Raw genomic sequence first — 26,565 nt, 5'->3', positions numbered from 1 at the left:
ATCACCGGGGGACGGCTACCGCGGTGAGTACGCGTTCCAGCAGGCCGTCGGCGGTCTCGCCCTCCAGTTCGGCCTCCGGCCGCAGCCCGATCCGGTGCCGCAGCGCGGGCCGCGCCAGCGCCTTGACGTCGTCCGGCGTCACGTAGTCCCGGCCGGAGAGCCAGGCCCAGGCCCGGGAGGCGGCGAGCAGCGCCGTCGCGCCCCGCGGGGAGACACCGAGCCGCACCGAGGGCGCGGAGCGGGTGGCCCGGCACAGGTCCACCACGTAGCCGATCACCTCGGGCCCGATGGTCACCGTGGCGACCTCCGCCCTGCCCGCGGCCAGCTGCGCGTTCCCGGCGACCGCCCGCACCCCGGCCGCGCCGAGGTCGCGCGGGTCGAATCCGGCGGCGTGCCTGCTCAGGATGCCGACCTCCTCCTCCCTGGAGGGCGCGGGCATGACCAGCTTCAGCAGGAACCGGTCGAGCTGCGCCTCCGGCAGCGGGTAGGTGCCCTCGTACTCCACCGGGTTCTGGGTGGCGACCACGATGAACGGGTCGGGCAGCAGGCGGCTCCTGCCGTCCATCGAGACCTGCCGCTCCTCCATGGACTCCAGCAGCGCCGACTGGGTCTTCGGCGGGGTGCGGTTGACCTCGTCGGCGAGCAGCAGGTTGGTGAACACCGGCCCCTCGCGGAAGGTGAACTCGGAGGTGTGCGAGTCGTAGACGATCGAGCCGGTGACGTCGCCCGGCATCAGGTCCGGGGTGAACTGCACCCGCGCGGTGTCCAGGTCCAGCGCGGCACCGAGGGAGCGCACCAGCAGGGTCTTCGCGACCCCGGGCACCCCCTCGATCAGCACGTGCCCCCGGCACAGCAACGCGAGGATCAGCCCGGTCACCGCGGCGTCGTTGCCGACGACGGCCTTGCCGACCTCGGCCCGCAGCGCGACCATCGCGTCCCGCGCCTGGGATCCGCCCTCAGGCATTCATGACCTCACTCTCCACTGTGTCCAGTGCGTCGGCGAGCCGCACCAGTTCGGCATCCCCGGACGGTGGCGGACCGTACAGCAGCGCGGACACCTCGGCCTCGGCCCGCCCGCTCCGGCTCGCGACCGCCACGCTCACCGCCCGCGGTTCGGCGTCCACGGCAAGGCCGAGCGCGGGCCGCAGCCGCCGCAACGCCGCCCCGCGCAGGACGTCCGCCGCGTGCCCGGCCGCACCCGCCTTGCGATAGAGCCGTCCCGTCCCTTCCACGGTCTCGGCGCCGCGCACCACGACCGGCAGCGGTTCGGTCACCACCGGCCCGAGCCGGCGTGCCCGCCACAGCGCCAGCAGGACCACGGCCACCGCCACCTGGCCGAGGCCGAACAGCACCCCGGGCGGGGCGAGGTCGTACACCGATTCCTCCGCGGGCCGCAGCGCCGGGTCGCCGGGCGTGGGCAGGTACCAGACCAGCCGCTCGTGCCGCCCGAGCAGCCGCATGGCCAGCGCGGCGTTGCCCTCCTCGTCCAGTGCGGCGTTGGTCAGCGGGGTGGGTCCGCCGAGCAGCGCGACTCGGCCGCGTTCGGCGAGCGCCCCGGACTCACCCTCGCCGTAGCACGGCTCGGCCGTGCCGGAGCCCCGGTAGCTGACCCCACCGAGGGTGACGGTTCCGGCGGCCACCGCGTCGGGATGGGCGCAACCGGGCCGCCTGGGCTCGGCATCCGCCTCCCCGGACACCGTCAACGCGGGGGCCACCGTACTGACCGCTTCGCCGTGCGCGCCGACCAGAACGAGCCGCCGGGACCGGGTGCCGAGCGAGCGCAGGCGCTCCGGCCGCACCAGGTCCGGCTCGGTGACCAGCAGGGACGCGTCGCCGGTCAGCAGCTCGCCCGCCCGCGCCGCGGTGGTGACCCGCTCGACGCGCACCCCCTGCCGTTCCAGCAGGGTGGCCAGCGCCCGGCTACCGCCTTCCTCAGCCGAGCGCGGGTCGAGCGCGCCCGGGTCACCGCCGCGCAGCAGCACCAGCAGCAGGGACGCGGCGACGATGATCCCGACGGTGGCCAGCGGCGCCCGGACGGCCCGCCAGATCCCGCGCGCGTCCGGTGATACCGCGCTGCTCATCGTGTCACCACCACGGGCCTGCTCGCCCGTACCCGTTCCTCCAGCGCGGTGAGCGTCCGGTAGGCCCGCTCGGTCGCGCTCCGCCCGCCGTAGTGCACGTCGTCGAAGCGGACCGCCGCCGCGCGCAGTTCCTCCGCGAGGGCGGGGAGCCTGGCGCCCGCCACCGACGCCGCCTCGTCGGCCGTGCGCCCGGAACGCTCGTCCAGCACGCCCCGCTCCTCGAGGCCGCGGACCAGTGCCCGGAACCGCTCCCGAACGGCCTCGTCCCACTGCCCGGCGGCGACGGCACGCTCGGCCGCGGTGCGGTACTCGGCGGCGGAGCGCGGCCCGGTCGCGAAAACCGGGCCCGGGGCGCGGGTTCCGCGGCGCATCGGGCCCACCCGCAGCCGGATGGCGACGATCAGCACGAAGATCAGCAGGGCCAGTACGATCAGCCCGGCGGCTCCGCCCGGCGCCATGTCGCTGAGCAGCCGGAACAGCTCGGTCACCTGCCGGCCGAGCCAGCGGAAAGCCTGGTCGAGCGGGCCGGGTTGGGCCGCTGCGTAGGCCGGGTCGGCCAGCTCGGCCCTGGCCGCCTCCCTGGCCTCGTCCCGGCCGATGTCGACGGGGACGGTCACGACTGCGGCGCGGGCCCTTCCGGCGGCGGTTCGCTGGCCGCCCGCGCCAGCTCGATGTCCATCCCCTCGACCCGCATCCGGCGGTCGATGTAGACCAGCGCGTTCACCCCGGCGGTGAACGGGTAGGTGACCGCACCGGCGATGGTCGAGCCGAGCGCCGTGAGCAACAGGTCCCCGAATCCGATCGAGGCGCCCGAGACGGCCCCGAAGGGAACCCCCACCACCAGCGAGATCAGCATGCCGATCAGGTAGGCCACCAGCAGGATGCCGAAGATCCGCCACCAGGAGCCGCGCACCAGCAACGCGGAACGGCCGAGTGAAGGGATGACCCGCCCGCGCTCCAGCACCAGCGCGGGAGTGGCCAGGCTGAACCGCACGTACAGCCACACGCTGGCCAGGATCCCCGCCAGCAGGAACAGCAGCCCCGACGCACCGGTGAGCGCGAACAGCACGCCGCCGACGAGCACCCCGGAGAAGGAGATCAGGCCGAACAGGATCGTCAGCCCGAGCAGCGGCAGCAGCCGCGGCACCACCTCGGCGACGGTGTCGCGTAGCCCGGCCTGCCTGCCGAGCACGGCCCTGCCGACCACCACGGTGAGAAAGCCGGTGAGGAAGGTCTGCGCGACCAGCGCCACCGCGATGCTCAGCCCCGCGCTCGCGGCACTGCGCCCGAGCAGGGACATCACCTCGTCCTCGGTCAGCGCGTTGGGGTTGAACAGTATGTCGGACTGCAGCGCGTCGCGCAGCAACGACCAGCTGATCAGGACGCTGATGAACTGAACGACCGCACCGACGGCCGCCGCCGCGCCGAGCATCAGGGCCGGGTGCCTGCGCATGGTGGTGATCGAGCCGTCCAGGATCTCACCGAGGCCGAGCGGCCGGAGCGGAATGACGCCCGGCTTGCCGTGCCCTTGCCCCTGGCCCCAACCACCCCGCGGGGGTGGGGCGTGCGGCAACCCCTGCTCGGGCGGCACGTCGTTCGGGTCCTTGTCCGGGTCCGGGCGGGACCAGCCGCCGGAGTCTGTCATCGAGAATCTCGCCCCTATGTGGTCTCCGAAATGGCGGAGCTAAGCGTGGCAGAGCCTGTTCCCAAACTCGCGACACGGTCGGCTCGACCGGGCTCGGACTGGTCATAATAGTCAACTTCGCAGGTCATGCACCCGGCCTCGCCGCCCGTGGGCTGCGCCACGCGAGTTCTTCCGCTCGCCTCGATCAGCAAGGTTTCAGGTCAGGAACAGACTCTCAGAGCTAACCCGGATCGGCCAGTGTGAAACACCGGCGCTGTCCAAGCCGTGACCCGTACGGAATCCCGCCGAGTGGACCACGGAAGGCGGCAGGCTCGTTATGCTGCGCAGGAGCCCGCGCCGTGGATCAAACAGGCGATACGGCGGGTGGAGTCGAGCGATCGGAAGGACATGACGCAACCGCCGCAGGGGCCGTGGCCACCCCACGGCTCGCCGGACCCCCAGGGCCGACGGCCCGAGGGAGAGCCGGTCCCTCCGGCTCAGCACGGGCCGCCGTCCGGCCCGCTCCCGCCGCCTGCCGCCCGGCCGCTGCCACCCGGTCAGCAGCAGCCGGGAATGTCGCCGTGGCAGGGACAGCAACCCGGATTCGGGTACCAGTACCCCCAGCCCAAGCGCGCGAAGGGGCCGGTCATCGCCGCCTGCGTCGGCGCCGTGGGGGTGCTGGTGGTCGGCCTGGTGGTGGCCATCTCACTGATCGACGGAGGTGGCGACCGCGTGGCCGACGCCGGCTACGGCGGGATACCCACCGCGACCGGTGGCCCGCGGCCCACCGTCACACCGCCGCCCAGCAGTACGAGCAGCGGCACCACGGCGCGCAGCACGACCGCGCGGGAGCCGAGCTCGAGCGCGCCGACCCGCAGCGGACCGAGGAAGGTCCTGAAGCTGGCCGACCACCCGATCCTGCAGGATCCGGACGCCGGCCTGCAGAACCGCGCCTGCGACCTGCCCACGTGGCGGAGTGACCGGGCCACGGCGAAGTCGTTCTTCACCGCGGCGGGCCGCTGCCTCGACGCGGCGTGGGGGCCGTTCCTCGAGGCGTACGACCTGCCGTTCACCTCGCCGGATCTGCACTTCCCCACCGGTGGCGGCTTCCAGACCGAGTGCGGCAACATCCAGGTGGGCATCGCGACCGCCGCCTACTACTGCGAGAACAACCTGTACGTCCCGTTCGACGGGCTGCAGACCCAGCAGTACGGCAACAGCCCCGGCGTCTACCTCGCGCTGTTCGCCCACGAGTACGGGCATCACGTGCAGGAAGTGGCCGGGTTGATGGACGCCGCGTGGGAGAAGATCTACGAGGCGGGGCAGAACAGCGCGGCCGGCTTGGAAATGGCCCGGCGCAAGGAGCTGCAGGCGCAGTGCTTCTCCGGGATGTTCCTCGGCGCGCACGTGGATCGCGGCGGGACCATCACCCGGGAGATGTACAACAAGGCGTGGGTCGACCAGGAGACCAGGGGGGACGACACCTCCGGCACCCGCGATCACGGCAGCAATGCGCACTACGCGGCCTGGTGGCGGGCCGGCGCGAAGGAGAACCGGATCGTCGACTGCAACACCTTCGCCGCCCCCGGTTCCGAGGTCTCGTGACCCGCCGGGCCCGTTCCGGCGCCCCGCGTGACCATCAGATGAGGACGGCGCGCTGGCGGGGGCCGCGGGCCACCAGGAACGCGTACATCCCGCCACCCGCGCAGCTCAGCGCGAGCAGACCGAGGCCGACCGGACGCCGCAGGTCGCTGCTGCCCCGCGTGGTCGCGGCGATCCGCACGTCGATCAGGCCCGAGCCCGCCCCTACGGGCACGGCGATCTCCACCTGGTCCTCCCGGTCGTGCCCGCAGGCACCGAGCGTGCCGTTACGGGTCTCACCGTCCAGTTCGAAGCGAACGGTCTCCTCGGCGTCCGGTTCCGAGCAGGAGGCCCCCATGGTCACCGTGGCGGGTACGACGCGCTCGTTCCCGGGCTCGTGCCTGCCGAACAGGTCGGGGCCGAACCACCAGGCGCTGAACACCACGACCACACCGGCGAACGCGGCGACCGCCAGCACGTTCCATCCGAGCGGCGTCTGCCGCCCACGCTGACTCGATCTCCGCCGCACACCGCAATCGTTCCAGATGACGAAGGTGATGCCCAGGCGACGGCTTCAGGCGCCCGCCTCCTCGACCGGGGTGACCTTGCGCACGTAGAGCAGCCGGTCACCCGGCTCGATCGAGTCCGCGTGGGGCGAGTCCACCCGGTGGAGGGTGCCGTCCCGGACCAGCCCGAGCACCGTGTCCGGCAGGTGCCTGGGCGACCCGCCGTGTTCGGACGGCTCGACCGGCCGCTCGGCGATGGCCAGGCCGGTCTCCGGGGTGAGCAGGTCCTCCACCATGTCCACCACGCGCGGGGTGGAGGTGGCGATGCCGAGCAGCCGGCCCGCGGTCTCGCTGGAGATCACCACCTGGTTCGCGCCGGACTGCTTGAGCAGGTGGACGTTCTCCGCCTCGCGCACCGAGGCCACGATATGCGCCTTGGGGGCCAGTTCCCGCGCCGTGAGGGTGACCAGCACCGCGGAGTCGTCCCGGTTGGGTGCCACCACGATCGCGCGCGCCCGCTGCACCCCGGCGACCCGCAGCACATCGGCCCTGGTGGCCGAGCCGTGCACGGTGACGAGGCCACGCGCGCTCGCCGCGTCGAGGGCGTCCTGGTCGGTGTCGACCACGACAATGCGGTTCGGTTCGACGTCCTCGTCGCCCATCAAGGTCTTCACGGCCGCTCGGCCCTTCGTGCCGAAACCGATGACGACCACGTGGTCACGCACCTTTGACCTCCACTTCTGGACCCGGAACGCCTGCCGGGAGCGGTCGGTGAGCACCTCCAGTGTGGTGCCGACCAGGACGATCAGGAACAGCACCCGCAGCGGGGTGATCACCACCGTGGTCAGCAGCCGCGCCGAGGGGCTGCTCGGGGCGATGTCCCCGTAACCGGTGGTGGACAGCGACACCGTGGCGTAGTAGAAGCAGTCGAGCAGGGACAGCCCGTTGCCCTGGGTGTCGCTGTAGCCATCCCGGTCGAGAAAGATCGCCATCGCCGCGGCCACCACGACGAGCAGCGCGAAGGCGAGCCTGCGCAGGATCGCCCGGATCGGGCTGACGAGGTTGCGCGGCATGGTCACGACGTCCGCCGACGCCCTGTCCTGCTGCGCGGCCTCCAGGTCGCCGCGGATCAGGTAGGTGAGTGCCCTGATCACAGGCCGCTCCGGGCAGGCCGCTGGTCGACATCGGTCACGGGCGGGATCGTAACGGTCCGGGGCATACGCGGCTCACCTGCGCCGCCAGCGGTGTGTCCCCGGCCGCGGCGCCGCGGCGGACTCAGTGAACCGGGTAGGCGTCGACGATGGTCTGGCTGATGCTGCGCGGCCCCGCCTTTGCCTCCACCCGCACCGACACCGACTGACCCGGCCGGGGGAACAGGGTGGGCACGATGGTCAGGAACGTGCCGTCCGGCTTCGGCACGACGATCGCCCTGTGCCAGCGCTCGCCCTGGTCGACCGAGGCCCACAGGCGCAAGTTGCCCCGTTCCACCCGGACGGGGTCGACGAAGTTGGCGCTGGACACGATGCGTGCCCCGAGCGAGACCGGCCACCACGCCGGCAGCCTGCCCTTGGCATCGGTGCTCGGCTGGTAGTCGACGGCCAGCAGGCGCGGCTGGGTGTCCCACTGGTCCGGGTCGGTGGGCGCCCGTGAGGGGAAGGTCCAGGTGGTTTCCGTACTGGTGCCGATGGGCAGTTGATCGGTGTCCGGGCTCGCGGTGTGCTCCAGCCGGAACCGCGCCGGCTCGGGTGGCGTGCGGAAGTAGTCACTACTACCCTGCCGGGGCAGCTCGGTCCCGTTGCGGTACAGCCGCAGGGTCTCCTCGCCGGTCGCTTGCGGGTCCGCGACCTGCCCGCGATGCGCACCGTCGCTCAACTCGACGGGCAGCTGAATCTTGGTCGAGGTGTGCGAGCCGGCGTACACCGCGGGCGCCACACCCCGGTACCAAGTCGGGCGGCGACGCTCCCCCTCGCGATAGCTCGTGGTCGGCCCGCACAGGCTGGCGGCGTCCGCGCGCAGGTCGTGCAGGCACTGCCGCCAGTGCACGTCCGGGCTCGCGGTCCGCAACTCCACCCGGCGGGCCGGCCCGGCCACCGGGTAGGGGATGGCGAACGAGCTGGCCACCAGCTCGGTGGAAGCCCGCAGCACGTCGGCGTAGTCGTCCCCGGTTCCGCCGAGCGTGCGGTAGTCGGCATCGAGCTTCGCGAGTTTCCGCTGCTGCCGCCGGGACAGCCCGTACACGGGTGGGTCCGGCACCGTGGGGCCACCGAGCACAAGTGCGTACCGCCGCGCCTTCCCGCCGCGCGACTCGCCGTCCAGCCGCCAGCGGGTCTGGAACGCGACCTCGCCGTACCGGACCTTCGCGGTGGGTTGCAGGTACACCTGGCCGCCGGCGACTTGTTCGGGCGTGGCGTAGAACCCGTCCTCGATCCGACCAGAGCTCTTGGCGTCTTGGCGTCCATAGTGGACAGATAAACCGGCGACCGTCGTGTCCCTGCCTTGCACTCTCGCCGGTTCGAGCCGTTGGGCCGTACGCGCGTCAATGGTGTAGGAGATATCGTCCTGCACCATCACCTCCGGTGAGCCGGCCAGCGTGACGGTCTCCGGTTCGGCGTCGGTGGCCGGGGTCTTGACCTTCGTCATCATGCTGATCGGTCCCGGCGCCATCCGGGCGGTGCCCTCGCCGTTGCCGTCCAGCTGGAGGATCTTGAAGCCGCCGCCGTGGCGCGGGTGCATCTCGGCCATGTTGGCGAGCCAGACGGTGCCGCCCGCGTCCGGTTCGCCGTGTCGGTCGAGTACCGTCAGCTGCACGTCGTACCGCGCAGCCTCGGCATAGAAGCTCAGCGGCAGGCTCGCCGGTTCCCGCCCCGCGCCAGTCATCGTGACCGCGCCGGAGTACATGCCAGGGTCTCCGTTCGCCGGGGTCAGCGTGACCGCGACCCGCTCGCTCTCGCCCGGTGCCACGCTCAGGTCGGCCGGCCGCACGGTCACGATGTCCGCGGGAGCCGGCCTGCCCCGGGCGTCCCTCGCTGAATCCGCAAAGGACAGCTCGAGTGGTTCGGCACCGGTGTTGGTCAGGCTCAGCTCGATCGTGCGTGGCCGCTCGCCCTCCGGATAGCGCAGGTAACCGAAGTCCACCGCGCCGCGGTCCAGGAGCAGCGGGTCAGTCGTGGCGCCTGCCAGGTCGAGCAGCCCGGCACCCTCGAAGTGCGGTCTCGCCGGTTGCTGGCTGGCATCCGCCGTGGTCATCAGCGTGGTCTTGATCCGCTGCCTGCCCCAGTCCGGGTGCTGCTGGCGCAGCAGCGCGGCCGCGCCGGCGACATGCGGGGTGGCCTGCGAGGTACCGGTCATCTCGGTGTAGGTGTCGCCACCGCCCGCCTCGGCGGCACGGATGTCGACCCCGGGCGCGGTGAGGTCCGGCTTGGACCGGGTGCCGCCAGCGGTCGGGCCGACGCTGGAGAAATGCGCCGGAACGCCATCCCGGTTGGCGGCACCGACGGTCAGCGCGCTCGGCGCCACCCCGGGGCTTTCAATGGAAGAGGCGGCAGGCCCCGAGTTGCCTGCCGCGACCACGAACAGCGCGCCGGTCTGTTCGGTCAGCCGCTCGAGTGCCTGCACAACCGGGTCCGCACCCTGCCGCGCGCGTGCGCCGAGGCTCATGTTGATCACGTCGGCGTCCCGCTCCGCCGCCCACTGCATGCCCGCGATGATCCATGACGATTGACCACTACCGTCCGCGCCGAGCACCTTGCCGGACAGCAGCCGCGCGTCATGCGCCACCCCTTTACGCGCGCCGTCCGCCGCCACGCCGGTACCGGCCACAACAGATGCCACGTGGGTGCCGTGCCCGTTCGTGTCCGTGGCCGAGTCCTCACCGGTGAAGTTCGCCTCGGCCACGAGCTTGTCGCGCAGGTCGGCGTGCGTGCGGTCCACCCCGGTGTCCAGCACGGCGATATCCACGCCGGTACCGGTCAGCCCGCCGGCCCATACCCCCGGCGCGCCGATCTGGGTCAGGTTCGGGTCCAGCTCGCTCGCCTGGAACCGGCGGTCCAGCCATACTTTCCGCACACCACCCCGCGCGGCGAGCGTCGCTGCCAGCCCGTCCTGCTTGGCCACCCGCACCGCGACGGCGTCGATGCTGGGCAGCGGTAGTACCTCGCGCGTGCCCAGCGCGGCCGTCGGCCTGGCGCCCTGCACGATCAGCGGCAGCGAGCCGGTTGCCGAGTCCCCGTAGCCCATCGCGATCAGTTCGGTGACATTGAACAGTTCCAGATCAAGCACGCGCGGCACCAGGTGCGCGATGTCGTCGGGCACCACGTAGACGTCACCGTTCCTGCGTAGGGTCGAGTACGAGGCACCATCACCATTTCCCGGCCGCATCGATACCGACGGGGTACCCGCGACCGGGTTGTCCAGTGTCACCGTGTCCCCGGTGAGCAGGGTGACCGCCGCGCCCGCGCGCGCCGGTGCGGCGCCCGGATTCGGGCTCGGCCCGGTCGGGGCCGGCACGGCCGCGTCGGCGGCGTTGACCTGCGTAGCGAGGAGAACGGCCAGGCAACCGAGCAGCGCGACGACCCGGCCGCGCCCCTTCCGAACCAAGATCATGATCCACTAGTACGCCATCGGCAGGGAGAACGGAACCGGTTCGGCGGCGCATTGTCGCCATGTCCAGTTCTCGCCATGATGGGCGTCGTGCTCGAAACACTGGGGATCAACGAGTTCAGCGAAAGCGTGTATCGCGCTTTGCTCAGCGCGCCCGGCCGCACCACGGCCGAGCTGTCCCGCGAGCTGGAACGGTCCGACCGGACCGTTCGCAGGGCAGTCGCGGAGCTGGAAAAGTTCGGCCTGGTCAGCAGGCTGACTCGCCGGCCGGTTCGGTTCGCCGCCACCCGCCCGGACACCGCGATCGATCTGCTTATCGCCAGGCGGCAGACCGAGTTGAGCACGTTACGGCAGAACGCGCGGGCACTCACCGCCGAGCTGACCAGCGAGCACCAGCCGGACGAGCTGTTGCAGATCCTGACCGGCCAGCGAGCGGTGGCCGACTGGTACGCCAACCTGGTACACGGCTGCGAGCGGGAACTGCTCGTGCTGGACCGGCCACCGTACGCGGCAGGCGCGGACGAGGCCGAGTCGGGACTCACCTCGCGGCTGCACGACCGGCTCGAGGTGCGCAGCATCTATGCCCCGGAGGCATTCGAGCACCCTGGCGCGCTGGCGGCCGCGCGGCGAGCCGCGGGCAACGGTGAGCAGTCCAGGGTGCACCCCGCCGTGCCGCTGAAACTCGCGATCGCCGACCGCAAGGTGGCGTTGCTGCCGCTGGTGCTCGAGGACATGGTGGCCAGCGCGCTGGTGATCCGCCCGTGCGCGCTGCTGGACGCGCTCACCGCGCTGTTCGAGTTGCTGTGGCAGCAGGCCGGCCCACTGGGGCCGGCTCAACCGCAGGACGACCCGCGGGCAGGCGATTCCGACCTGCTCACCCTGCTGGCCACCGGCGCCAAGGACGGAACGATCGCACGACAGCTGGGGATCAGTTCGCGGACCGTCTCGCGCAGGGTCACCGAGTTGCTGCGTGCCCTCGGCGCCCGCACCCGGTTCCAGGCCGGTGTGCTGGCCGAGCGCCGCGGCCTGCATGGCTGAACAGAGCCGAATATGGCTGGCGACGGCTGGATCTGGCTGAGTCGCGCCGCGCGCAGGCGCGGGTGCGATACCGCGCTGTGCTCACGACCCGGGGACGGTGCGCAGCAACGCGCGCAGCCCTTCGGCGTCCAGCAGGTCCACCGGCCGCACCGTGCGGTCGGGACGCACGTAGTGGAAGGCGGCACGCACCCGCTCCAGCGGCACCCCCGCCAGGCCCGCCCAGGCCAGCCGGTACGCGGCGAGCTGCACGGACAGCGCGGGCAGCCTGTCCTCGTCCGGCAGCGCGCCGGTCTTCCAGTCCACCACGGTCCAGCCACCGTCCGGGTCGGCGAACACCGCGTCCATCCGGCCACGCACGGTCACCCCGTCCACATCGGTGCTGAACGGCACCTCGACCTCGTGCGGCGTGCGGTGTGCCCACTCGCTGGCCTCGAACGCCCGCTGCAGCGCCACCAGCTCCTCGTCGGCGGCGGGCTCGGTGTCCGCCGCACCGGGCAGGTCGTCGATCTCCAGCAACCGCTCCCCGCCGAACCGCCGCTCCAGCCAGCCGTGGAACGCGGTGCCCCGGCGGGCGAAGGTGTTCGGCGGCAACGGAAGCGGCCGGCGCAGCCGCCCGGCCAGCGCCTCGGGGTCACCGGCGAGCTCGACCAGCTGGCTCACCGAGAGGTTGCCGGGCAGCGCCACCCGGTCCCCGTTGCCGGTGGCACCCGCGCGCTCGGCCAGCAGCACCTCCGTGTCGGTGATCCAGCCGTCCGGGTCCTCCTCCTGCTCGGGCCGCACCGGGAGCTCGAGCGGCAGTGCGTGCAGTTCCTCCAGTGCCTCCTTGACCAGGTCGACGCCCTCGAGCACCGCGGAGCGCCGCTGCCCGAGCGGGTCATGTGGCCACACCGCCGAGCGGGTGCTGGCGACCAGCGGGTTCTCCTCGTCCGGGCCCGGCTGCGGGGTCCACCACTCCACGGTGCCCACCGGGTTCGTCCTGGCGGCTTCGCTGATCACCTCGTACAGCTCGGTCAGGAAGTCCGATGGCCCCTTGGGGCGCAGGCTGGTCTCGTTCCACCAGTGCCCGGAGGCCAGCAGGCAACGCTCCGAGCGGGTCAGCGCCACGTAGCACAGCCGCCGCTCCTCCTCGGCCTGCCGCTCGGCGAAGCCTTCCTCGTGCGCGCGCAGGGTTTCCAGCACTTCCTTGCGATCCTCGCCGCCACTCAGGCCCAGCCGCGGCAGGTCCTGCGCGTCGCCGCGCAGCGCCGCGGGCAGCGAGGTGACCGTGCGCAGCCAGGACGATGACCGCCGCTTGCCGGGGAAGGTGTCCTGCACCAGGTGCGGTACCGCGACCACCCGCCACTCCAGTCCCTTGGCCGAGTGCACGGTGAGCACCTGAACCCGGTCCGGGACCACCTCCACCTCCCCGGGCTCGAAACCGTCCTCGGCGTGCTCGGCGGTCTCCAGGTAGTCCAAGAAGGACAGCAGGGTGGCCGTCGGCGCGTTCTCCGCGTAGTCGGTGACCACATCGGCGAAGGCGTCCAGATGCGCCCGCCCCGCGCCCCCCGGCCTGGCCAGCGCCTCCACGTCCAGCAGCATCGTCCGCTCGATGTCCGCGACCAGTTCGGGCAGGGACTGGTCCAGCCGCCTGCGCAACGCCGAAAGCTCCCTGCCCAGCCTGCGGATGCGCCGGTAGCCGTCGGTGGAGTAGCGCTCGGAGTCACCTGGGTCGTCCAGCGCGTCCACCAGGCCGGTCTGCTCGGCCCGTTCGGCGAGGAACGAGGGATCGTCCGCGAAAGCGACCGGCGACTCGGCGGGCGCCTCGGCACCGGGCGGTGCGGCCAACTCGTTCGCGCGCCGCCAGAGCGCGGCCAGGTCCGCGGCGCCCAGCCGCCAGCGGGCGCCGGTGAGCAACCGGGCCGCGGCGCTGCCCGCCAACGGGTCGGCGATGACGCGCAGGGTGGCGACCAGGTCGGCGACCTCGGGCTCGTCCAGCAGTCCACCCAGCCCGACCACCTCGACCGGAAGCCCACGGGCGCGGAGCTCGGCCGCGACCGGGGCCATATCGGCCCGCCTGCGCACCAGCACCGCCGCGGTCGGCGGCGTGCCGGTCTCCTCCCGCTCGCCGAACCAGACCGAGGCCAGCGCGTCGGCGAGCCATTCCCGCTCGGCGCGCACGTCCGGCAGCAGCGCGCAGCGGATGTCGGCGGGGCCGGCACCCTCGCGCGCCCGCAGCCGCTCCACACCGAGCCCGCCGACCCGCAGCGGCTCGGCCATCGCGTTGGCCAGTACCAGCACCTCCTGCGGGTTGCGGAAGCTGGTGAGCAGGCCGTACTCGCGGGCGGGCGCCGGTTCGCCCTCGGCCCGGCGCGGGAAGTCGGTGGTGAACCGGGGCAGGTTCGCCGCGCTCGCCCCACGCCAGCCGTAGATCGCCTGCGCCGGGTCCCCGACCGCGGTCACCGGCAACGGGCGCTCGCCGCCGCCGAACAGGGAACGCAGCAACACCCGCTGGGCGTGCCCGGTGTCCTGGTACTCGTCCAGCAGCACCGCGCCGTACCGTTCCCGCTCGCCGTCGACCACCTCGGGATGCCCCTGCGCCAGCCGCGCGGCGAGCGACATCTGGTCGGCGAAGTCGAGCGCCCCCTCGGCCCGCTTCCGTTGCCGGTACCCCTCCACCAGCGGCAGCAGTTCCAGGCGGAACCGTTGCGCGGCAACGACTTCGGTCAGCGCCACCGGCATGGTCGCGCGCTGCCCCTTGGCCCGCGGCGCATGCTCGAGCACCCCGCACAGCCAGGTGGTGTACTCCCGCAGGCGCTGCTCGTCCAGCAGGTGCTCGCCGAGCTCGCCGGCCAGCGCGAGCACCTGGCCGGTGACCGAGGCAGGCACCCTTTCGGTCTCCAGCTCACCATCCCATGTGGACACTACCCGGTGGGCGAACTGCCAGGAGGCGGTTTCCGAAAGCATCCGCGTGCCCGGGCGCACCGGCAGTCGCAGCCCGTGCTCGCCGAGCAGTCGCCCGGCGTAGGCGTGGTAGGTCAGCACGGTCGGCTCGCCCGCGGCCAGCGCCGCCTTGCGCTCACCGCCGGGATCGATCCGGTCCAGCAGCCCGGACCCGGCCAGCCGGCGCAACCGGGCCCGCACCCGCTCGCCGAGCTGCCGGGCCGCCTTGCGGGTGAAGGTCAGCCCGAGCACGCCCTCCGGCCGCACCAGCCCGTTGGCCACCAGCCAGACCACCCTGGCGGCCATGGTCTCGGTCTTGCCCGCCCCGGCACCGGCGACCACCAGCGCCGGTTCGGGCGGGGCGGCGATGACCGCGGCCTGTTCCTCGGTGGGCGGGTGCAGGCCGAGCGCGTGGGCCACCTCCACGGGCGAGACCAGCGCCGTCGCCGTTGCCTGGGTCACGAGTCGGTCACCTGCCTCCCCTCCGGCCGCAGCGGGCAGGCGGTGCGGCCGGGGCAGCGCGCGCAGTCCGGGTTCTCGTTCGCCGCGTACTCCGGGCCCACCGTGGACGCCGCGGCGTTGCGCACGAGGTCGAGCCACCGCTTGCGGCCATCCTCGTCCAGCGCGGGCTGTTCCCGCTGGGTGGCACCGGTCTTGTGGTGCGCCTTGGCGACGTAGACCAGCTTGGCGCCGCCCGCCTTCCTCGGTGTGTCGGCGAACGCGCCGAGCAGGGCGGCGAGCTGGTAGCTGGCCAGCTGCGGGTGCTGCTCGGCGTCGGCCGCGGTCACCGCGGTCTTGCTGGTCTTGATGTCCACGATCACCGGCCTGCCCTGCCGGTCGGTCTCCAGCCGGTCCACCCTGCCGCGCAGCACGATCGTGGGTTCCACCGGCCCCTCGGGGTCATCGTCCGGGTTCCGCGGCCGCTCCTCGGCGGGGATCTCGATCTGGATGTCCTGCTCCACCGCGAGCTGGGTCAGCTCGGCCCTGCTGCCCTTCAGCCAGGCGAGGAAGTTCTCCACCATCTTCTGCACCCGGCGCCGCTCCCGCCGGGAGAACCACGGCGCGCCCGCGTCCACCTTGGCCCACGCCTCGTCCAGCGCGGCGCGTAGCTGGTCGTCGTCGGCGCCGCTGGCCGCGGCCTGGGCCAGCGCATGCACCAGCGTCCCGGTGACGGCGGCCAGTTGCACCGGATCGGTGCCACCGTGCCGCTCCAGCAGCCAGCGCAACGGGCAGCGAGCCAACGTGTCCACAGTGGATGGCGATACCCTGATGGGCTTACCCGGCGGGTACAGCGGGTCCTGTGTGGACACCGTGGGTAGGCCGTACCAGGTGTCCGGATGTGCCCCGGGCACCCCGCCGTCGGCGAGTTTCGCGAGCTGGCGCGCGGCCAGCTTGCGCCGCGCCGGCTCGGTGGTCTCGTCGCATACCGCCGCGCGCAGCTCGCCGACAAGCTGCGCGAGCACCAGGGATCGCTGCGGACGGCCCGCCCGCTGCTCCATGGCCGAGGAGTCGGCACCGCTCTCGGTGATGTCATCCAGGAAGCGGGAGGGCTGCTCGTCCTCCCCCTGCACGGCGCTGACCAGCAGGGTGGATCGTGCCCTGCTGGCGGCGAGGTAGAACAGCCTGCGTTCCTCGGCCAGCAGCGGGGCGGTGGCCGAGACGGTGTCCTCGTCCACCCCGGCGAGCAGGTCGACCAGCCGCTCGACCCCGAGTAACGAGCCGCGCAGCCGCAGGTCCGGCCAGCTGCCTTCCTGCGCGCCCACGACCGCCACCACCGTCCACTCCCGGCCGGCCGCCCCGTGCGCGGTCAGCAGCGAGACGCCCTCCCCCCGGGTGGCGACCGGTGCGAGGCTGTCCCCCGCGATCCGTTGCGAGCTCAGGTAGTCGGCGAATCCCGCGACGCTGGCCCTCGGCAGCCGATCGACGTAGTTACCGGCGGCATGGAACAGCGCGACCACGGCGTCGAGGTCCCGGTCGGCCTGCGAGCCGAGCGTGCCGCCGCGGGCGACCTGGCGCAGCAGCCGCCGTTCCAGCCCGCTGCCCTGCCACAGTTCCCAGAGCACCTGCTCGATCCCGGCGTCCCGGCGAATGCCCTCGGCCGCGCCGGCAAGCAACCCGGCGACCCGGCGCACCGGCGCCGCCTCGCCCTCGCCGAGCCCGGCCAGGATGTCGTTCTCCCGCAACGCTTCCACCAGCAGCTCGTCGCTGGAACGCTGACCTCCGGCTGCCACCTCCAGCCTGCGCAGGCCCCGGCGCAGCCTGCGCAGCGCCAGCGGGTCCGCCCCGCCGAGCGGGGAGGACAGCAGCACCTCCGCCAGTTCGGGGTCCAGCGACTCGGGGTCGGCCGCGGCACGCAGCAGGGCGAGCATCGGCCGCACCACCGGCTGCTTGGCCAGCGGGAGTTCCTCGGCGGCCGAGGCGATCGGCACCCCCGCGGCCCGCAGCGCGCGTTGCAGCACGGCGAAGGACCGGGTGGGCGAGCGCACCAGCACCGCCATCTCCGACCAGGGCACCTCGTCGATCAGGTGCGCCCTGCGTAGCTGGTCGGCGACCCAGCCGGCCTCCGCGGCCGGGGTGGGCAGCAGCCGCATCCGGGTGCTGCCCGCCTCGGCACCTGGTCGCACCTCGGTCTCCCGGTGCCGTGCGACGCCCGGCATGGTCCCGGCGAGCCGGGTCACCGCCGCCCGCACCGCATGCGACATGCGGTAACCGCGGGTGAGGGTCACCGTCCTCTCCCCGCCGGGGTCGGCCTCGGTGAGCAGCCGCGGATCGGCGCCCCGGAAGGAGAACACCGCCTGGTCGGGATCGCCTGCCAGCACGAAGTCCTCGGCCGCGCCGCCCAGCCTGCGCAGCAGTCGCAGCTGGAGCGGATCGAGATGCTGCGCGTCGTCCACGAGCAGGTGCCGGATCCTGGCCTGCTCCCTTGCCAGCAGTTCCGGATCTGAATCCAGCGCGAGCAGGGCCGCCGACACCAGCTCGGCGGCGTCCAGCGCGGGCGAGCCCGGGGTGCCGAGTGCACCGCCTCCCGCCCCCTGCAACAGGGTGACCTCCTCGTACTGCCGCCAGAACACGCCGGCGGAGACCCACTCTTCCCGCCCCTTCCGGCGGCCGACCTTGATCAGGTCCTCCGGGCCGAGCCCGCGCTCGGCGGCACGCAGCAGCAGGTCCCGCAGTTCCTCGGCGAACCCGGGTACCAGCAGGGCGGGGCGCAGCCGCTCGGGCCAGTCGGGTGCGCCGAGCTCCAGGTCACCCTCCAGCAGCTCCCGGATCACCACGTCCTGCTCCGGCCCGTTCAGCAGCCGGGGTGGCGCCAGACCCTGCATACTCGCCTGCAACCGCAGCACGGCGAAGGCGTAGGAGTGCACGGTGCGCACCATCGGTTCGCGGATGGTGCGGGAGGCGTGTTCGTCCTGAGTGGTCAGCAGGTGGGTGATGTCCGCGCGCAGGGAGTCGGCGGCGCGGCGGGACCCGGTGAGCACCAGCTGGCTGTCCACCCCGGCACCCGCCCGCGCGCGGGCGGCCACGGTGTGCGCGAGCAGGGTGGTCTTGCCGGTGCCGGGACCGCCGAGGACCCGCACGAACCCGCGGGGTGCGCCGAGCAGCCGGCGGGCACCCTCGTCCGCCCACTCGCGCGCCCCTTCCGGCGGCGCGGTGGGACGGACCAGGCGCGCTCGCGCCCTGGCGATACCCCTGCGCTCTTGCACGCCTGCGATGGAACCACGTTCCCCCGACACGGCCCCGCCCGCCACGCCTCGAAAGCCCTGAACGTGGCGTTCGAGGCGTCAGACGTCCCAATAGTGCCGTTCGCGACGGTGAACGTCCGGAAAGCCACGTTCAGGGCATCTCAGTCGGTGGGGGCGTCGAGGGGTTCGCCGGATTCCAGCTTGCGGATGTTCTCCCTCCCGGTGTCCTCCTCGGTCCGGCCGAGTCGCCAGTAGCCGGTGAAGGTGATCGCCCGCTTGTCGAACTCCCGCTCGCGCACCAGGTGCCTGCGGGCCAGTTTGACCAGGCCCGCCTCGCCCGCGATCCAGGCGTACGGGGTGCCCCCTGGCAACTCGGCTTCCCGCACCGCGGCCAGCAACCGCTCGCCGTGCGCCCCGCCGTCGCGGTGGATCCAGGTGATCCCGGAGCTGCCCGCGCTCGGCAACTCCTGCTCCTCCTCGGGACCCGCCACCTCCACGAAGGCGCGAGCGTGCGCCCCCTCGGGCAGTGCCTCCAGGATCGCGCCGATCGCGGGAAGCGCCGACTCGTCGCCGATCAGCAGCTGCCATTCGGCGCCCTCGGGCACCGAGTACAGGCCGTGCGGTCCGAGGACGGCCACCTCGTCCCCCGGCCGCGCGGACGCCGCCCAGGTCGCCGCGGGGCCACCGTCGGCGTGCAACACGAAGTCGATGTCGATCTCCCGCGCGGCCGGCCGGTGCGCACGGATCGTGTACGTGCGCATCGGTGGGCGGACCTCGTCGGGCATCGCGAGATAGGTGCGGTACCAGGACATCGCGTCGTCGACCAGCGGTGGTGGCAGCTGCGGCCGTTCCTGGTGCGGCAGCGGGAAGAACACCTTGACGTACTGGTCCGGCGCGGCGGGCGGCAGCGCGCTCAGGCCCTCCTGGTCACAGCCGGTGAAGCTGATCCTGGCCATATGCGGCGTCAGCCTCCGCACCCCGGTCACCCGGACGGCGCGGTAGGCAAGGGCCGTTCCGGCGTTCTGCGCGGTCGAGGTCATGCTGGCCTCACCCCAATCGGTCGTTTAGGTAAGGCTAACCTTCAATCAGGGGAACAGGCCAGGCCGGGTCTCCTCCGCGTCGGGTCGCGGGTCCGGTTGCCAGCGGTGGGTGCGCAGGTTCACCCGCTCCCCTTCGGCAAGCACCCCCTCGGCCCGCAACCGCTCCAGCTGCTCGCGCGCCAGATGCGGCGCGGGGGTTCCGTCGGCCCGCAGGATCCGGTGCCATGGCAGGTCGCTGCCGTCCTCGGCCAGGATGCGACCGACCAGGCGCGGGGATGGCGCGCCGGACATCGCCGCGATATCGCCGTAGGTCGCGACCTTGCCCGGGGGCACGGTGGCCACCGTCTCCCGCACTCGCTCGTGCAGTTCCTCGTCCATGCCGTCAGCCTGCCGCACGACCTTCCCCGCGCGCGGAACGCGTTCCCACCACGGCCGCGCTCACCGTGGCCCACTACCGGCGTCGCCCTCCCGGGGACAGCTCGGCGACGAGCAGCTTGACCAGCGCCCCGAGCCGCTGCCGCTGCGGCTGGCTTGTCGGGACGCCGAGCTCGGTCAACGGCGCGGCGGTGACCGGGCCCACGCAGGCGCACAGCACCGTCTCCCGCAAGGCCGCGAGGAACTCCGGGTACCTACCGTGCTCCCTGGCCAGAGCCAGCAGGTTCGCCGTGGCCGGGGCGCTGGTGAAGGCGAGCGCGTGCACCCGCCCGGCCAGCACGCCGTCGATCAGGTCCCTGGCCGGGGTGAGGTCGGCTGGCCACCGCCAGCGGTACGGCTGCACCTCCACCACCTCGGCGCCGGCCGCGGTGAGCCCGCCGGTGTGCTCGGGTAGCGGGGTTCCGTGCAGCTGCACGGCCACCCGCAGGCCGGCGACCCGCTGCCGCAGCAGGTGCCCGAACAGTTCGGCGTTGGTCTCCCCCGGCGCGGACCACTCCTCGGTGAGGCCGCGGCCACGCACCGCGCCCATCGCCTTCGGCCCGCGGACGAAGATCCGCGCACCGGCGAGGACCTCCCGCAGCCGCTCCTCGAGCCCCCAGCCCTCGGCGGCGTCCAGCCAGCCGCGGAATCCGGCGCCGGTGGTCACCGCGGCCAGGTCCACCGACCCGCTCAGCACGTCCTCGGTCGCCGCACGCAGCCGCTCGTCGTCCGGCAACGGCACGATCCGGATGGTCGGCGCGTGCCGCACGATGGCTCCGTGCCTACGCAACGCGCCGATGAACTCCTCGGCCCTGCGCTCGGCGGTGACGCCGATCGTGACCCCGTCCAGCTCACCCATAGCGCCCCACCACCTTTCTCGCCGCCTCGGCGACCTGCTCCCGCAGGTCCGCCGGCTCCAGCACCTCCAGCTCCGCGCCGAAACGCAGCAGCTCCCCGATCGCGGCGCGGGTCGGCTCGACCGGCAGGTCCACCCGCAGCCACCCGTGCTCGTCCGGCGGCTCGGTGGCCGCGCGCAGCGCCCGCACCCCGACGGTCCCGCAGTAGAACGGTACGAGGTCCTGCGCGAGCGGCGACATGCGCACCACCGCGATCCGCGAGTACAACCGCCGCTCGAACTGCTCGGACCAGTCCTGCCAGTACCGCGCGAGGTCGAAGTCCGCGGGCCGGTCGAACCGCTCGCCGAGGTCGGTGAGCTCCAGCACCCTGGAGACCCGGTACGTGCGATCGGTGCCCGCGCACCGCGCGGCCAGGTACCAGTTGCCGCCCTTCAGGATCAGGCCGAGTGGCTCCAGGGTCCTGCTGACCTCGCGGCTGCCCCACTTCCGGTAACGGACCACGATCCTGCTGGACCGCCACACCGCCTCGGCCAGCGCGGGCAGGTGCGGCAGGCTCTCGATTCCCCGGTGCCAGCCGGGTACGTCCAGGTGGAACCGCTCGGCCACCTTGCCTGCCCGCGGGCGCAGCTCGCCGGGCAGCGCGGCGTGCAGCTTGAGCTGCGCGGTGGTCAGCACCGTGCCGAGGCCCAGTTCGGCGGCGGCCACCGGCAGCCCGGCCAGGGACAACGACTGCGCCTCCTGCTCGGTCAGGCCGGTCAGCCGGGTGCGATAACCCGCCGCGAGCTGGTAACCCCCGGCGCGGCCCCGATCGGCGTACACCGGCACCCCCGCGCCGGACAGCGCCTCGACATCCCGGTACACCGTGCGCACCGAGACCTCGAGCTCGGCGGCCAGCTCCTCCGCCGTCATCCGCCCCCGGTTCTGCAACAGCAACAGCACCGAGAGCAACCTGCTCGCCCGCATGGCTCGGATTATCCAGGAAATCCTGACATAAGCTGACAGGTATGACGAGCACACTGTGCCGCATGAGCGAGAACACCTTCACCATGCGGAGCTGGGACGAGCGGGTCGTGAGCGGCGAGGAGGGCGAGCCGCGGTTCGCGCACGCCCATGCCACCTTCACCTACACGGGCGTCATCGAGGGCAGCTCGGCGTGCGACTACCTGATGTACTACGCGGGCGAGGGCTTCGCCGGCGATGGGCAGACCGCGCCGGGTTTCGAGCGGATCGAGGGCAGTGTGGACGGTCGCGAGGGCAGCTTCGTGGTCCGGCACACGGTGCGCTACGGCGCGAGCGGGGTCGAGGGCACCTGGACCGTCGTACCCGGCTCAGGAACCGGGGAGCTGGCGGGGCTCGGCGGCAGCGGCACCATCGCGGGCGCGAGCGAGATCATGGACTACACGTTCGACTACTCGTTCAGTCGGGAGTGAGGATGCTGGTGGTCGACCGCGAGCAGGTGCTCGCCTACCGGATCCTGGCCCATGGGCTGCATCGCACGGGAACCGATCCGGCGGCACCGGCCGTGTTCGATCTCGGCGTGCAGGACATCGGTCAGCGGGACTCGGCCGCCGTGGCGCTGGCCGCCAGGACGAGGGAGCCGGTCCCGGCGGCATCCCTTGTGGACGACCCGCGGTTCACCCTGGCGTGGTCGTATCGCGGCGCGCCGCACTACCACCGCGCGGCCGAGTTCCCCGGCCTGGTACCCGCGCTACTGCCGCTGACCGAGTCCGACGCGCGGGCCAGGATGACCTGGCGCGACCAGGAGGTCGCCGAGGCGGGGATGCCCGCGGCCGAGGCCCTGCTGACGGCCGCCCGCGCGCTGCGCGAGGTGGTCCGCGAGCCGATGCCCAAGGGCGCCGCGAGCACGGCCGTGACCGGGATGGTCCCCACCGGGCTCTCCCGGTGGTGCCGCGGCTGCCAGGCCATGCACATCTTCGAGCAGGTGATGCGGTTGGCCGCGCCGCTGGCCGGGATCCGGCTGGTGGCCGGGGCCGCGCCGGCCACCCTCGCGCCGCTGGCCGGGCGGCCGCCCGTGCCGGCCGAGCCGGACACCGCGGGCGTCACCCGGATCGCCGCGGCCTACCTGCGACTGCACGGCCCGGCGACCGCGACCGAGGTCGCCGGGTTCCTCGGCACCACGAAACGGACGGTGACCGAAGGCGGGTGGCCGGAGGACCTGGTCGAGGTACGGGTGGACGGCCACCCCGCCTACCTTCCCGCCGGGCAGGTACCGGAGCTGGAGAATCCGCCGGAGCCGGGCCTGGTGCGGTTGCTGCCACCGTGGGATCCGCTGCTCCAGGCCCGTGACCGGCTGGTGCTCGTGCCGGACAAGGCGTGGCACAAGGAGATCTGGAAGGTCATCGGGAACCCTGGCGCGCTGCTGGCCGGCGGTGAGATCGCCGGAACCTGGCGCACCAGGTCGGCGGGCAGGCGGCTCGACGTCACGGTCAATCCACTGTGGATGCTGACGCGGGACGTGCGGGCCGAGGTCGAGGCGGAGGCCGACCGGGTGGCCGCGGTGCGCGGGTTCGCGGTCGCGCGGGTGAGCTGGGAGGAGTAGCCATCCGCGGGGTCTCCGGAATGGCCACCCTGGTGGCACGCCGCCGGTCATCGCGGCTGGACAGGTAACGGCTCGGGTACGCGAGCGGCAAACTCGCGTACCCGAGCGGCCAACGCGTGCGCGTGAGCGGCCAACACGCGCGCGTGGGGCGCAAACACGCCGGCTGAGCTGGGGATGTCAGGTGTTCAGGTCGCGGTTGGTGAACGCCCAGGTCCCCGCGGCCACCAGCGCGGCGGAGATCAGCACAAGGATCCCGGCGTCCGCCCACTGCATGCCGTTACGCAACGGCTCGCCGCCGCTGTAGTAATAGAACGGCGAGAGGTTGCGCAGCCACTCCGCGCCGAGCTGCCCGGCGAAGTTGTTCGCCGCGTAGCCCAGCACGCCCACACCCGCGGTGACGCCGAGCGCCAGCGAACGGCTGCCGAAGGCACCGCCGAGCGCGATGGCCAGGGCACCGAAGGCGCTGCCGAACAGGGCCAGGTTGAGGCACTGCGCGGCGAACCCCTCGATGCTCACGGTGTCCAGTTGCGCGGCGTCCCGGATGGCGAGCATCCCGAGGAACAGCACCACCGCGATCGCCAGCGCCCCGCAGGCCAGTGCCGCGAACCGCTGCACGAAGAAGCGCGCCCTGCCGACGGGGTGGGTGAGCAGCACCTCGAGCTTGCCGGACTCCTCGTCCCCCGCGATCGCCCTGGAGCCGGTGGCCACGCCGTAGCCGAGGGTCAGCAACGGCACCAGCAGCCCGAAGATGCTGGACCCGAGGTAGCCGGCGGCCGAGGAGATGTCGTTCAGCTGGAAGGCGTCCTTGAGCCCCTGCGGGAAGTCCTCCAGGAAACCGGCCATCGAGCCACCGGACAGTTGCGGGTAGAAGCTCGCGTACATCGCGGCCACCGCGGTGATCCCGACCGTCCAGCCGAGCAGCGCACGCCGCTGGTCCCACAGGGTCTTGGTGTAGACGTTACGCAGTAGCACGGTTCCGCCCTTCCTGGCCCGCGGCCGAGTAGTAGTCGAAGAAGAGCTCCTCGAGGTCGGGCTCCTCGCACAGCAGATCGGTGACGGTGTGCCGGGCAGCGGCCTTGACCAGCGGGTCCGGGCTGCCCGCGATCGTGCAGCGGACCTCGTTGCCGCGCACGGTGAGGTCCTCGACCCCGGGCAACCCGCGGAACGCCGCCTCGTCGGCAGGCTCGCGCAGGGTCAGCCGCACCTTGCGCACGGACCGCTCGCGCAGCCGCGCCACGGTGTCGACGGTGATCAGCCTGCCCTCGCGGATAATGCCGACCCGGTCGGCGACGGCCTCCACCTCGCCCATGATGTGCGAGGACATGAACACCGTCTGGCCTCCCGCCCTGGCCTCGGTGACCAGCCGCAGGAACTCCTGCTGCACCAGCGGGTCGAGGCCGGAGGTCGGTTCGTCCAGGATCAGCAGGTTCGGCTCGTGCATGAACGCCTGTACCAGGCCGACCTTCTGCCGGTTGCCCTTGGAAAGCGACCTGATCCGCGCGCCCGGCTCGAGCCCGAGGCGGGTCATCAGCTCGGTGATCCGCGGCCTCGGCACCCCGCCGCGCAGGTTGGCCAGGAAGGTCAGGCACTCGTCGACCCGCTGCTGGCCGTCCACCGTGAAGTCGCCGGGCAGGTAGCCGACCTGCCGGCGCAGGGTGACGCCGTCGGCCCGGGGGTCGAGCCCGAGCACCGTGGCCCGCCCGCTGGTCGGGCGGATGAGGTCGAGCAGCAGCCGGATCGTGGTCGACTTCCCCGCACCGTTCGGGCCGAGGTAGCCGAACACCTCGCCACCCTCGATGTCCAGGGACAACTCGACCAGGCCACGCCTGCTGCCGTAGGTCTTGGTCAGCTTCTCGAGCTGGATTACTGCAGCCATGCCAGGTATCATAGTCAGTGTTCTGAACTTTGCGAACACTGGGAAGTGTTAGGATTCCGTCAAGAACGGAGGAGTCGTGACCGACGACCTCAGCGCCGCGGCCGAGGAGATGGCCCTGGTCCTGACCAGGCATGGGATGCAGCGAATGACCGCGCGGGTGCTCAGTGCCCTGCTCTTCGCCGAGCAGGAGACGATCACCGCCGGGGAGATCGCCGAGCAGCTGGGGGCCAGCGCCGGCTCGGTCTCCGGCGCCATCAAGATGCTCAGCCCCACCGGGCTGATCGAACGGGTGCCGATGCCGGGCAGCCGCCGGGAGCACTACCGCTTCCCGGACGACGGCTGGCCCCGGCTGATGTCCAGCCAGAACGAGATCATCCGGACCATGCAGGACGCCGCGGAACGGGGGATCGAGATCGTCGATCCGGACAGCCTGGTCGGCAGGCGGCTGACCGACATGCGTGACTTCTACGAGTACCTGATGAAGGAACTGCCCGCGGTCATCGAGCGCTGGCACGAGCAGCGGCGGGGGGAGGCCTGATGCCGGGCACCGTCGCCGCCCTCCGCGGGAAGGTCTTCGCACGGCACTCCAACCCGTGGAGCGCATGGACCCGCTGGTTGACCACTCCGCTGGTGCTGGTTCCGGTATGGACCCGCAAGTGGAGCCACGCCGGGATCGTGGCAGCCTGGATGGTGGCCAACGCCGTGGCGTTCCCGCCGCCGAAGCACGAGCGGGCCTTCGCCACCCGCGCCATGCTCGGTGAGGAACTGTGGATCACCGAGCGACCGAAGGACGCCGCCATGCTGGTGAGCGCGGGCAGCTCCGTGCTGCTGCTCGCCGCCCTGATCGCCGCCCGCAGGCACAAGGCCGGCGCGGCCGCCGGCGCGGCGGGCGGCTCGATGGCGCTGACGATGTACTACTGGAAGCAGATGGTCGCCTACCGCGAACAGTCCTCGACCCGAACCGGCCACTGTGCGTGACCGAGATCGGTCAGCGAATCAGCCGCACCGGTACCGCCAGGTCGAGCCGGGCCCACGCCCGGTCGGCGGTGACGGCCAGGCCGCCCGCAAGGTCGGCGGCAAGGCCGAGGCAGGCTCGGTCGGCCAGGGACAGCCCGGCGGCGCGGGTGGCTGGCCACAGCCGGGCGGCGTTGATCGCCGCCGTGGTGTCGAACGGGGCGACGGTCGCGCCGAGCGCGACCAACGCGGCGGTGTCGTCCTCAGCGGTGGTGCTGCCCAGTTGGGTGAGTTTCTGCACCACCTCCGAGTAGTTGATGGCCGAGATCACCGATCCGGGCAGCAACTGGGCGACCTGCTCGTGCCCGGGCTCGGTGCGCAGCAGGGCCAGCATGGCGCTGGCGTCGAGGACCGCCGTCACGAGGTCTCCGGCCCGGCGAGCTCGCCAGCTGTGGCGTTCGGGCTGACGTCTTCCCTTGCGGCCTCAGCGCGACGCTCGGCGAGCAACTCGTCCACCGCGCTGCCGGTGGCCTCGGCCGTCGCCGCGGCAACCCGGCCCTGCACCCGTCGCAGCAGGTGACCCCACTCCTCCAGGACCACACGGCCGCCTTCCACGTAGGCCACGAGCCGCTGCCCGGGTTCGATTCCAGCCGCCCGCCGCAGCGGGGCCGGGATCGTCACCCGGCCGTCCGGGCTTGCGGTCAGCTGGACCTGCCCTTCCTGTTCATCCGCCGTCGCCATGGTCCTAGCATACCCGCCAATTTCGAGCAGACTCGCCATATAACCAGCACGATGGCGGATGCTCGGGCTCTCGCCAGCACGTCCCGCTCCAC

23 protein-coding genes are annotated in these 26,565 nt (G+C 72.6%); 6 read left to right on the top strand and 17 right to left on the bottom strand.

Going from position 1 to position 26,565, the window contains the following annotated elements:
- Nucleotide 1: 1 nt before the first annotated feature.
- From FB471_RS23390 to FB471_RS23375, 4 genes are read right to left on the bottom strand one after another with little or no spacing between them, the layout of a single operon-like run.
- A complete protein-coding gene (locus FB471_RS23390) occupies nt 2–964 on the bottom strand; it encodes an AAA family ATPase (protein WP_142000531.1) in 963 nt (320 codons plus the stop codon).
- Nucleotides 957–2,081 (bottom strand): DUF4350 domain-containing protein, encoded by a 1,125-nt coding sequence (locus FB471_RS23385; RefSeq protein ID WP_142000530.1) that lies wholly within the window; start codon nt 2,079–2,081, stop codon nt 957–959. The genes FB471_RS23390 and FB471_RS23385 overlap by 8 nt, the downstream gene beginning before the upstream one ends.
- Complete coding sequence (locus FB471_RS23380; protein ID WP_142000529.1) at nt 2,078–2,698, bottom strand: DUF4129 domain-containing protein; 621 nt, start codon at nt 2,696–2,698, stop codon at nt 2,078–2,080. Before FB471_RS23380 ends, FB471_RS23385 begins: the two co-directional genes overlap by 4 nt.
- A complete protein-coding gene (locus tag FB471_RS23375) occupies nt 2,695–3,726 on the bottom strand; it encodes a DUF7847 domain-containing protein (protein WP_142000528.1) in 1,032 nt (343 codons plus the stop codon). Before FB471_RS23375 ends, FB471_RS23380 begins: the two co-directional genes overlap by 4 nt.
- A 552-nt stretch (nt 3,727–4,278) precedes the next feature.
- Here FB471_RS23375 and FB471_RS23370 point away from each other — a divergent pair.
- Nucleotides 4,279–5,310: a neutral zinc metallopeptidase gene (locus FB471_RS23370; protein WP_246076538.1), complete on the top strand. Its 1,032-nt coding sequence runs from the start codon at nt 4,279–4,281 to the stop codon at nt 5,308–5,310.
- A gap of 34 nt (nt 5,311–5,344) precedes the next feature.
- Here FB471_RS23370 and FB471_RS23365 read toward each other — a convergent pair whose 3' ends face one another.
- The 3 genes from FB471_RS23365 to FB471_RS23355 all read right to left on the bottom strand — a co-directional run bounded on the left by FB471_RS23365 (nt 5,345) and on the right by FB471_RS23355 (nt 10,394).
- Nucleotides 5,345–5,815, bottom strand: a complete 471-nt coding sequence (locus FB471_RS23365) for a hypothetical protein (protein WP_246076537.1) — start codon at nt 5,813–5,815, stop codon at nt 5,345–5,347.
- A 45-nt stretch (nt 5,816–5,860) separates the two neighbouring features.
- Nucleotides 5,861–6,925: a potassium channel family protein gene (locus tag FB471_RS23360; protein ID WP_246076743.1), complete on the bottom strand. Its 1,065-nt coding sequence runs from the start codon at nt 6,923–6,925 to the stop codon at nt 5,861–5,863.
- A 142-nt stretch (nt 6,926–7,067) separates the two neighbouring features.
- Entirely contained in the window at nt 7,068–10,394 is a 3,327-nt protein-coding gene (locus FB471_RS23355; protein WP_142000526.1) for a S8 family peptidase, read from the bottom strand.
- 87 nt (nt 10,395–10,481) lie between these two features.
- On the opposite strand from FB471_RS23355, the gene FB471_RS23350 reads away from it, so the two are divergent.
- Nucleotides 10,482–11,429, top strand: coding sequence for a helix-turn-helix transcriptional regulator (locus FB471_RS23350; protein ID WP_142000525.1), 948 nt, complete (start codon nt 10,482–10,484; stop codon nt 11,427–11,429).
- 81 nt (nt 11,430–11,510) lie between these two features.
- On the opposite strand, the gene FB471_RS23345 is transcribed toward FB471_RS23350, so the two are convergent.
- From FB471_RS23345 to FB471_RS23320, 6 genes are all read right to left on the bottom strand, one after another.
- The gene (locus FB471_RS23345; RefSeq protein ID WP_211358109.1) at nt 11,511–14,810 is read right to left on the bottom strand and encodes an ATP-dependent helicase; all 3,300 of its coding nucleotides are present in this window, start codon (nt 14,808–14,810) and stop codon (nt 11,511–11,513) included.
- Nucleotides 14,807–18,052 carry an ATP-dependent helicase gene (locus FB471_RS23340; RefSeq protein WP_425457082.1) on the bottom strand — a complete coding sequence of 1,082 codons (3,246 nt, stop codon included), beginning with the start codon at nt 18,050–18,052 and terminating at the stop codon, nt 14,807–14,809. Before FB471_RS23340 ends, FB471_RS23345 begins: the two co-directional genes overlap by 4 nt.
- A 140-nt stretch (nt 18,053–18,192) precedes the next feature.
- The gene (locus FB471_RS23335; RefSeq protein WP_142000523.1) at nt 18,193–19,071 is read right to left on the bottom strand and encodes a siderophore-interacting protein; all 879 of its coding nucleotides are present in this window, start codon (nt 19,069–19,071) and stop codon (nt 18,193–18,195) included.
- A 45-nt stretch (nt 19,072–19,116) separates the two neighbouring features.
- On the bottom strand, nt 19,117–19,449 hold the full coding sequence (locus tag FB471_RS23330) for an MGMT family protein (RefSeq protein ID WP_142000522.1): 333 nt from the start codon (nt 19,447–19,449) through the stop codon (nt 19,117–19,119).
- A 73-nt stretch (nt 19,450–19,522) separates the two neighbouring features.
- Nucleotides 19,523–20,344, bottom strand: coding sequence for a uroporphyrinogen-III synthase (locus tag FB471_RS23325; RefSeq protein WP_142000521.1), 822 nt, complete (start codon nt 20,342–20,344; stop codon nt 19,523–19,525).
- Entirely contained in the window at nt 20,337–21,305 is a 969-nt protein-coding gene (locus FB471_RS23320; protein WP_142000520.1) for a helix-turn-helix transcriptional regulator, read from the bottom strand. The genes FB471_RS23325 and FB471_RS23320 overlap by 8 nt, the downstream gene beginning before the upstream one ends.
- Nucleotides 21,306–21,367: 62 nt before the next feature.
- Here FB471_RS23320 and FB471_RS23315 point away from each other — a divergent pair, with 62 nt between their 5' ends.
- Nucleotides 21,368–21,772, top strand: a complete 405-nt coding sequence (locus tag FB471_RS23315; RefSeq protein ID WP_142000519.1) for a DUF3224 domain-containing protein — start codon at nt 21,368–21,370, stop codon at nt 21,770–21,772.
- A gap of 2 nt (nt 21,773–21,774) precedes the next feature.
- On the top strand, nt 21,775–22,902 hold the full coding sequence (locus tag FB471_RS23310; RefSeq protein WP_142000518.1) for a DNA glycosylase AlkZ-like family protein: 1,128 nt from the start codon (nt 21,775–21,777) through the stop codon (nt 22,900–22,902).
- A 177-nt stretch (nt 22,903–23,079) separates the two neighbouring features.
- On the opposite strand, the gene FB471_RS23305 is transcribed toward FB471_RS23310, so the two are convergent.
- Entirely contained in the window at nt 23,080–23,874 is a 795-nt protein-coding gene (locus FB471_RS23305) for an ABC transporter permease subunit (protein ID WP_211358108.1), read from the bottom strand.
- The gene (locus FB471_RS23300) at nt 23,861–24,778 is read right to left on the bottom strand and encodes an ABC transporter ATP-binding protein (protein WP_142000517.1); all 918 of its coding nucleotides are present in this window, start codon (nt 24,776–24,778) and stop codon (nt 23,861–23,863) included. Before FB471_RS23300 ends, FB471_RS23305 begins: the two co-directional genes overlap by 14 nt.
- A 76-nt stretch (nt 24,779–24,854) precedes the next feature.
- On the opposite strand from FB471_RS23300, the gene FB471_RS23295 reads away from it, so the two are divergent.
- Together FB471_RS23295 and FB471_RS23290 are read left to right on the top strand one after the other, a co-directional pair.
- Complete coding sequence (locus FB471_RS23295; RefSeq protein WP_246076536.1) at nt 24,855–25,316, top strand: GbsR/MarR family transcriptional regulator; 462 nt, start codon at nt 24,855–24,857, stop codon at nt 25,314–25,316.
- A complete protein-coding gene (locus FB471_RS23290) occupies nt 25,316–25,756 on the top strand; it encodes a DUF6653 family protein (RefSeq protein ID WP_142000516.1) in 441 nt (146 codons plus the stop codon). Before FB471_RS23295 ends, FB471_RS23290 begins: the two co-directional genes overlap by 1 nt.
- Nucleotides 25,757–25,766: 10 nt before the next feature.
- On the opposite strand, the gene FB471_RS23285 is transcribed toward FB471_RS23290, so the two are convergent.
- Nucleotides 25,767–26,153, bottom strand: a complete 387-nt coding sequence (locus tag FB471_RS23285; RefSeq protein ID WP_142000515.1) for a type II toxin-antitoxin system VapC family toxin — start codon at nt 26,151–26,153, stop codon at nt 25,767–25,769.
- Nucleotides 26,150–26,473, bottom strand: a complete 324-nt coding sequence (locus tag FB471_RS23280; protein WP_170220901.1) for an AbrB/MazE/SpoVT family DNA-binding domain-containing protein — start codon at nt 26,471–26,473, stop codon at nt 26,150–26,152. Before FB471_RS23280 ends, FB471_RS23285 begins: the two co-directional genes overlap by 4 nt.
- Nucleotides 26,474–26,565 lie beyond the last annotated feature (92 nt).

Origin of the sequence: Amycolatopsis cihanbeyliensis (assembly GCF_006715045.1) — a bacterium.
GTDB classification, from domain to species: domain Bacteria; phylum Actinomycetota; class Actinomycetes; order Mycobacteriales; family Pseudonocardiaceae; genus Amycolatopsis; species Amycolatopsis cihanbeyliensis.
This window is presented reverse-complemented; position numbering and strand designations above follow the sequence as displayed.

Coding starts and splice junctions, on each gene's coding strand:
- FB471_RS23390 (WP_142000531.1), bottom strand. CDS start 964: ATGCCTGAGGGCGGATCCCAGGCGCGGGACGCGATGGTCGCGCTGCGG.
- FB471_RS23385 (WP_142000530.1), bottom strand. CDS start 2,081: ATGAGCAGCGCGGTATCACCGGACGCGCGCGGGATCTGGCGGGCCGTC.
- FB471_RS23375 (WP_142000528.1), bottom strand. CDS start 3,726: ATGACAGACTCCGGCGGCTGGTCCCGCCCGGACCCGGACAAGGACCCG.
- FB471_RS23370 (WP_246076538.1), top strand. CDS start 4,279: ATGTCGCCGTGGCAGGGACAGCAACCCGGATTCGGGTACCAGTACCCC.
- FB471_RS23355 (WP_142000526.1), bottom strand. CDS start 10,394: ATGATCTTGGTTCGGAAGGGGCGCGGCCGGGTCGTCGCGCTGCTCGGT.
- FB471_RS23335 (WP_142000523.1), bottom strand. CDS start 19,071: ATGACCTCGACCGCGCAGAACGCCGGAACGGCCCTTGCCTACCGCGCC.
- FB471_RS23330 (WP_142000522.1), bottom strand. CDS start 19,449: ATGGACGAGGAACTGCACGAGCGAGTGCGGGAGACGGTGGCCACCGTG.
- FB471_RS23325 (WP_142000521.1), bottom strand. CDS start 20,344: ATGGGTGAGCTGGACGGGGTCACGATCGGCGTCACCGCCGAGCGCAGG.
- FB471_RS23320 (WP_142000520.1), bottom strand. CDS start 21,305: ATGCGGGCGAGCAGGTTGCTCTCGGTGCTGTTGCTGTTGCAGAACCGG.
- FB471_RS23315 (WP_142000519.1), top strand. CDS start 21,368: ATGAGCGAGAACACCTTCACCATGCGGAGCTGGGACGAGCGGGTCGTG.
- FB471_RS23310 (WP_142000518.1), top strand. CDS start 21,775: ATGCTGGTGGTCGACCGCGAGCAGGTGCTCGCCTACCGGATCCTGGCC.
- FB471_RS23300 (WP_142000517.1), bottom strand. CDS start 24,778: ATGGCTGCAGTAATCCAGCTCGAGAAGCTGACCAAGACCTACGGCAGC.
- FB471_RS23290 (WP_142000516.1), top strand. CDS start 25,316: ATGCCGGGCACCGTCGCCGCCCTCCGCGGGAAGGTCTTCGCACGGCAC.
- FB471_RS23280 (WP_170220901.1), bottom strand. CDS start 26,473: ATGGCGACGGCGGATGAACAGGAAGGGCAGGTCCAGCTGACCGCAAGC.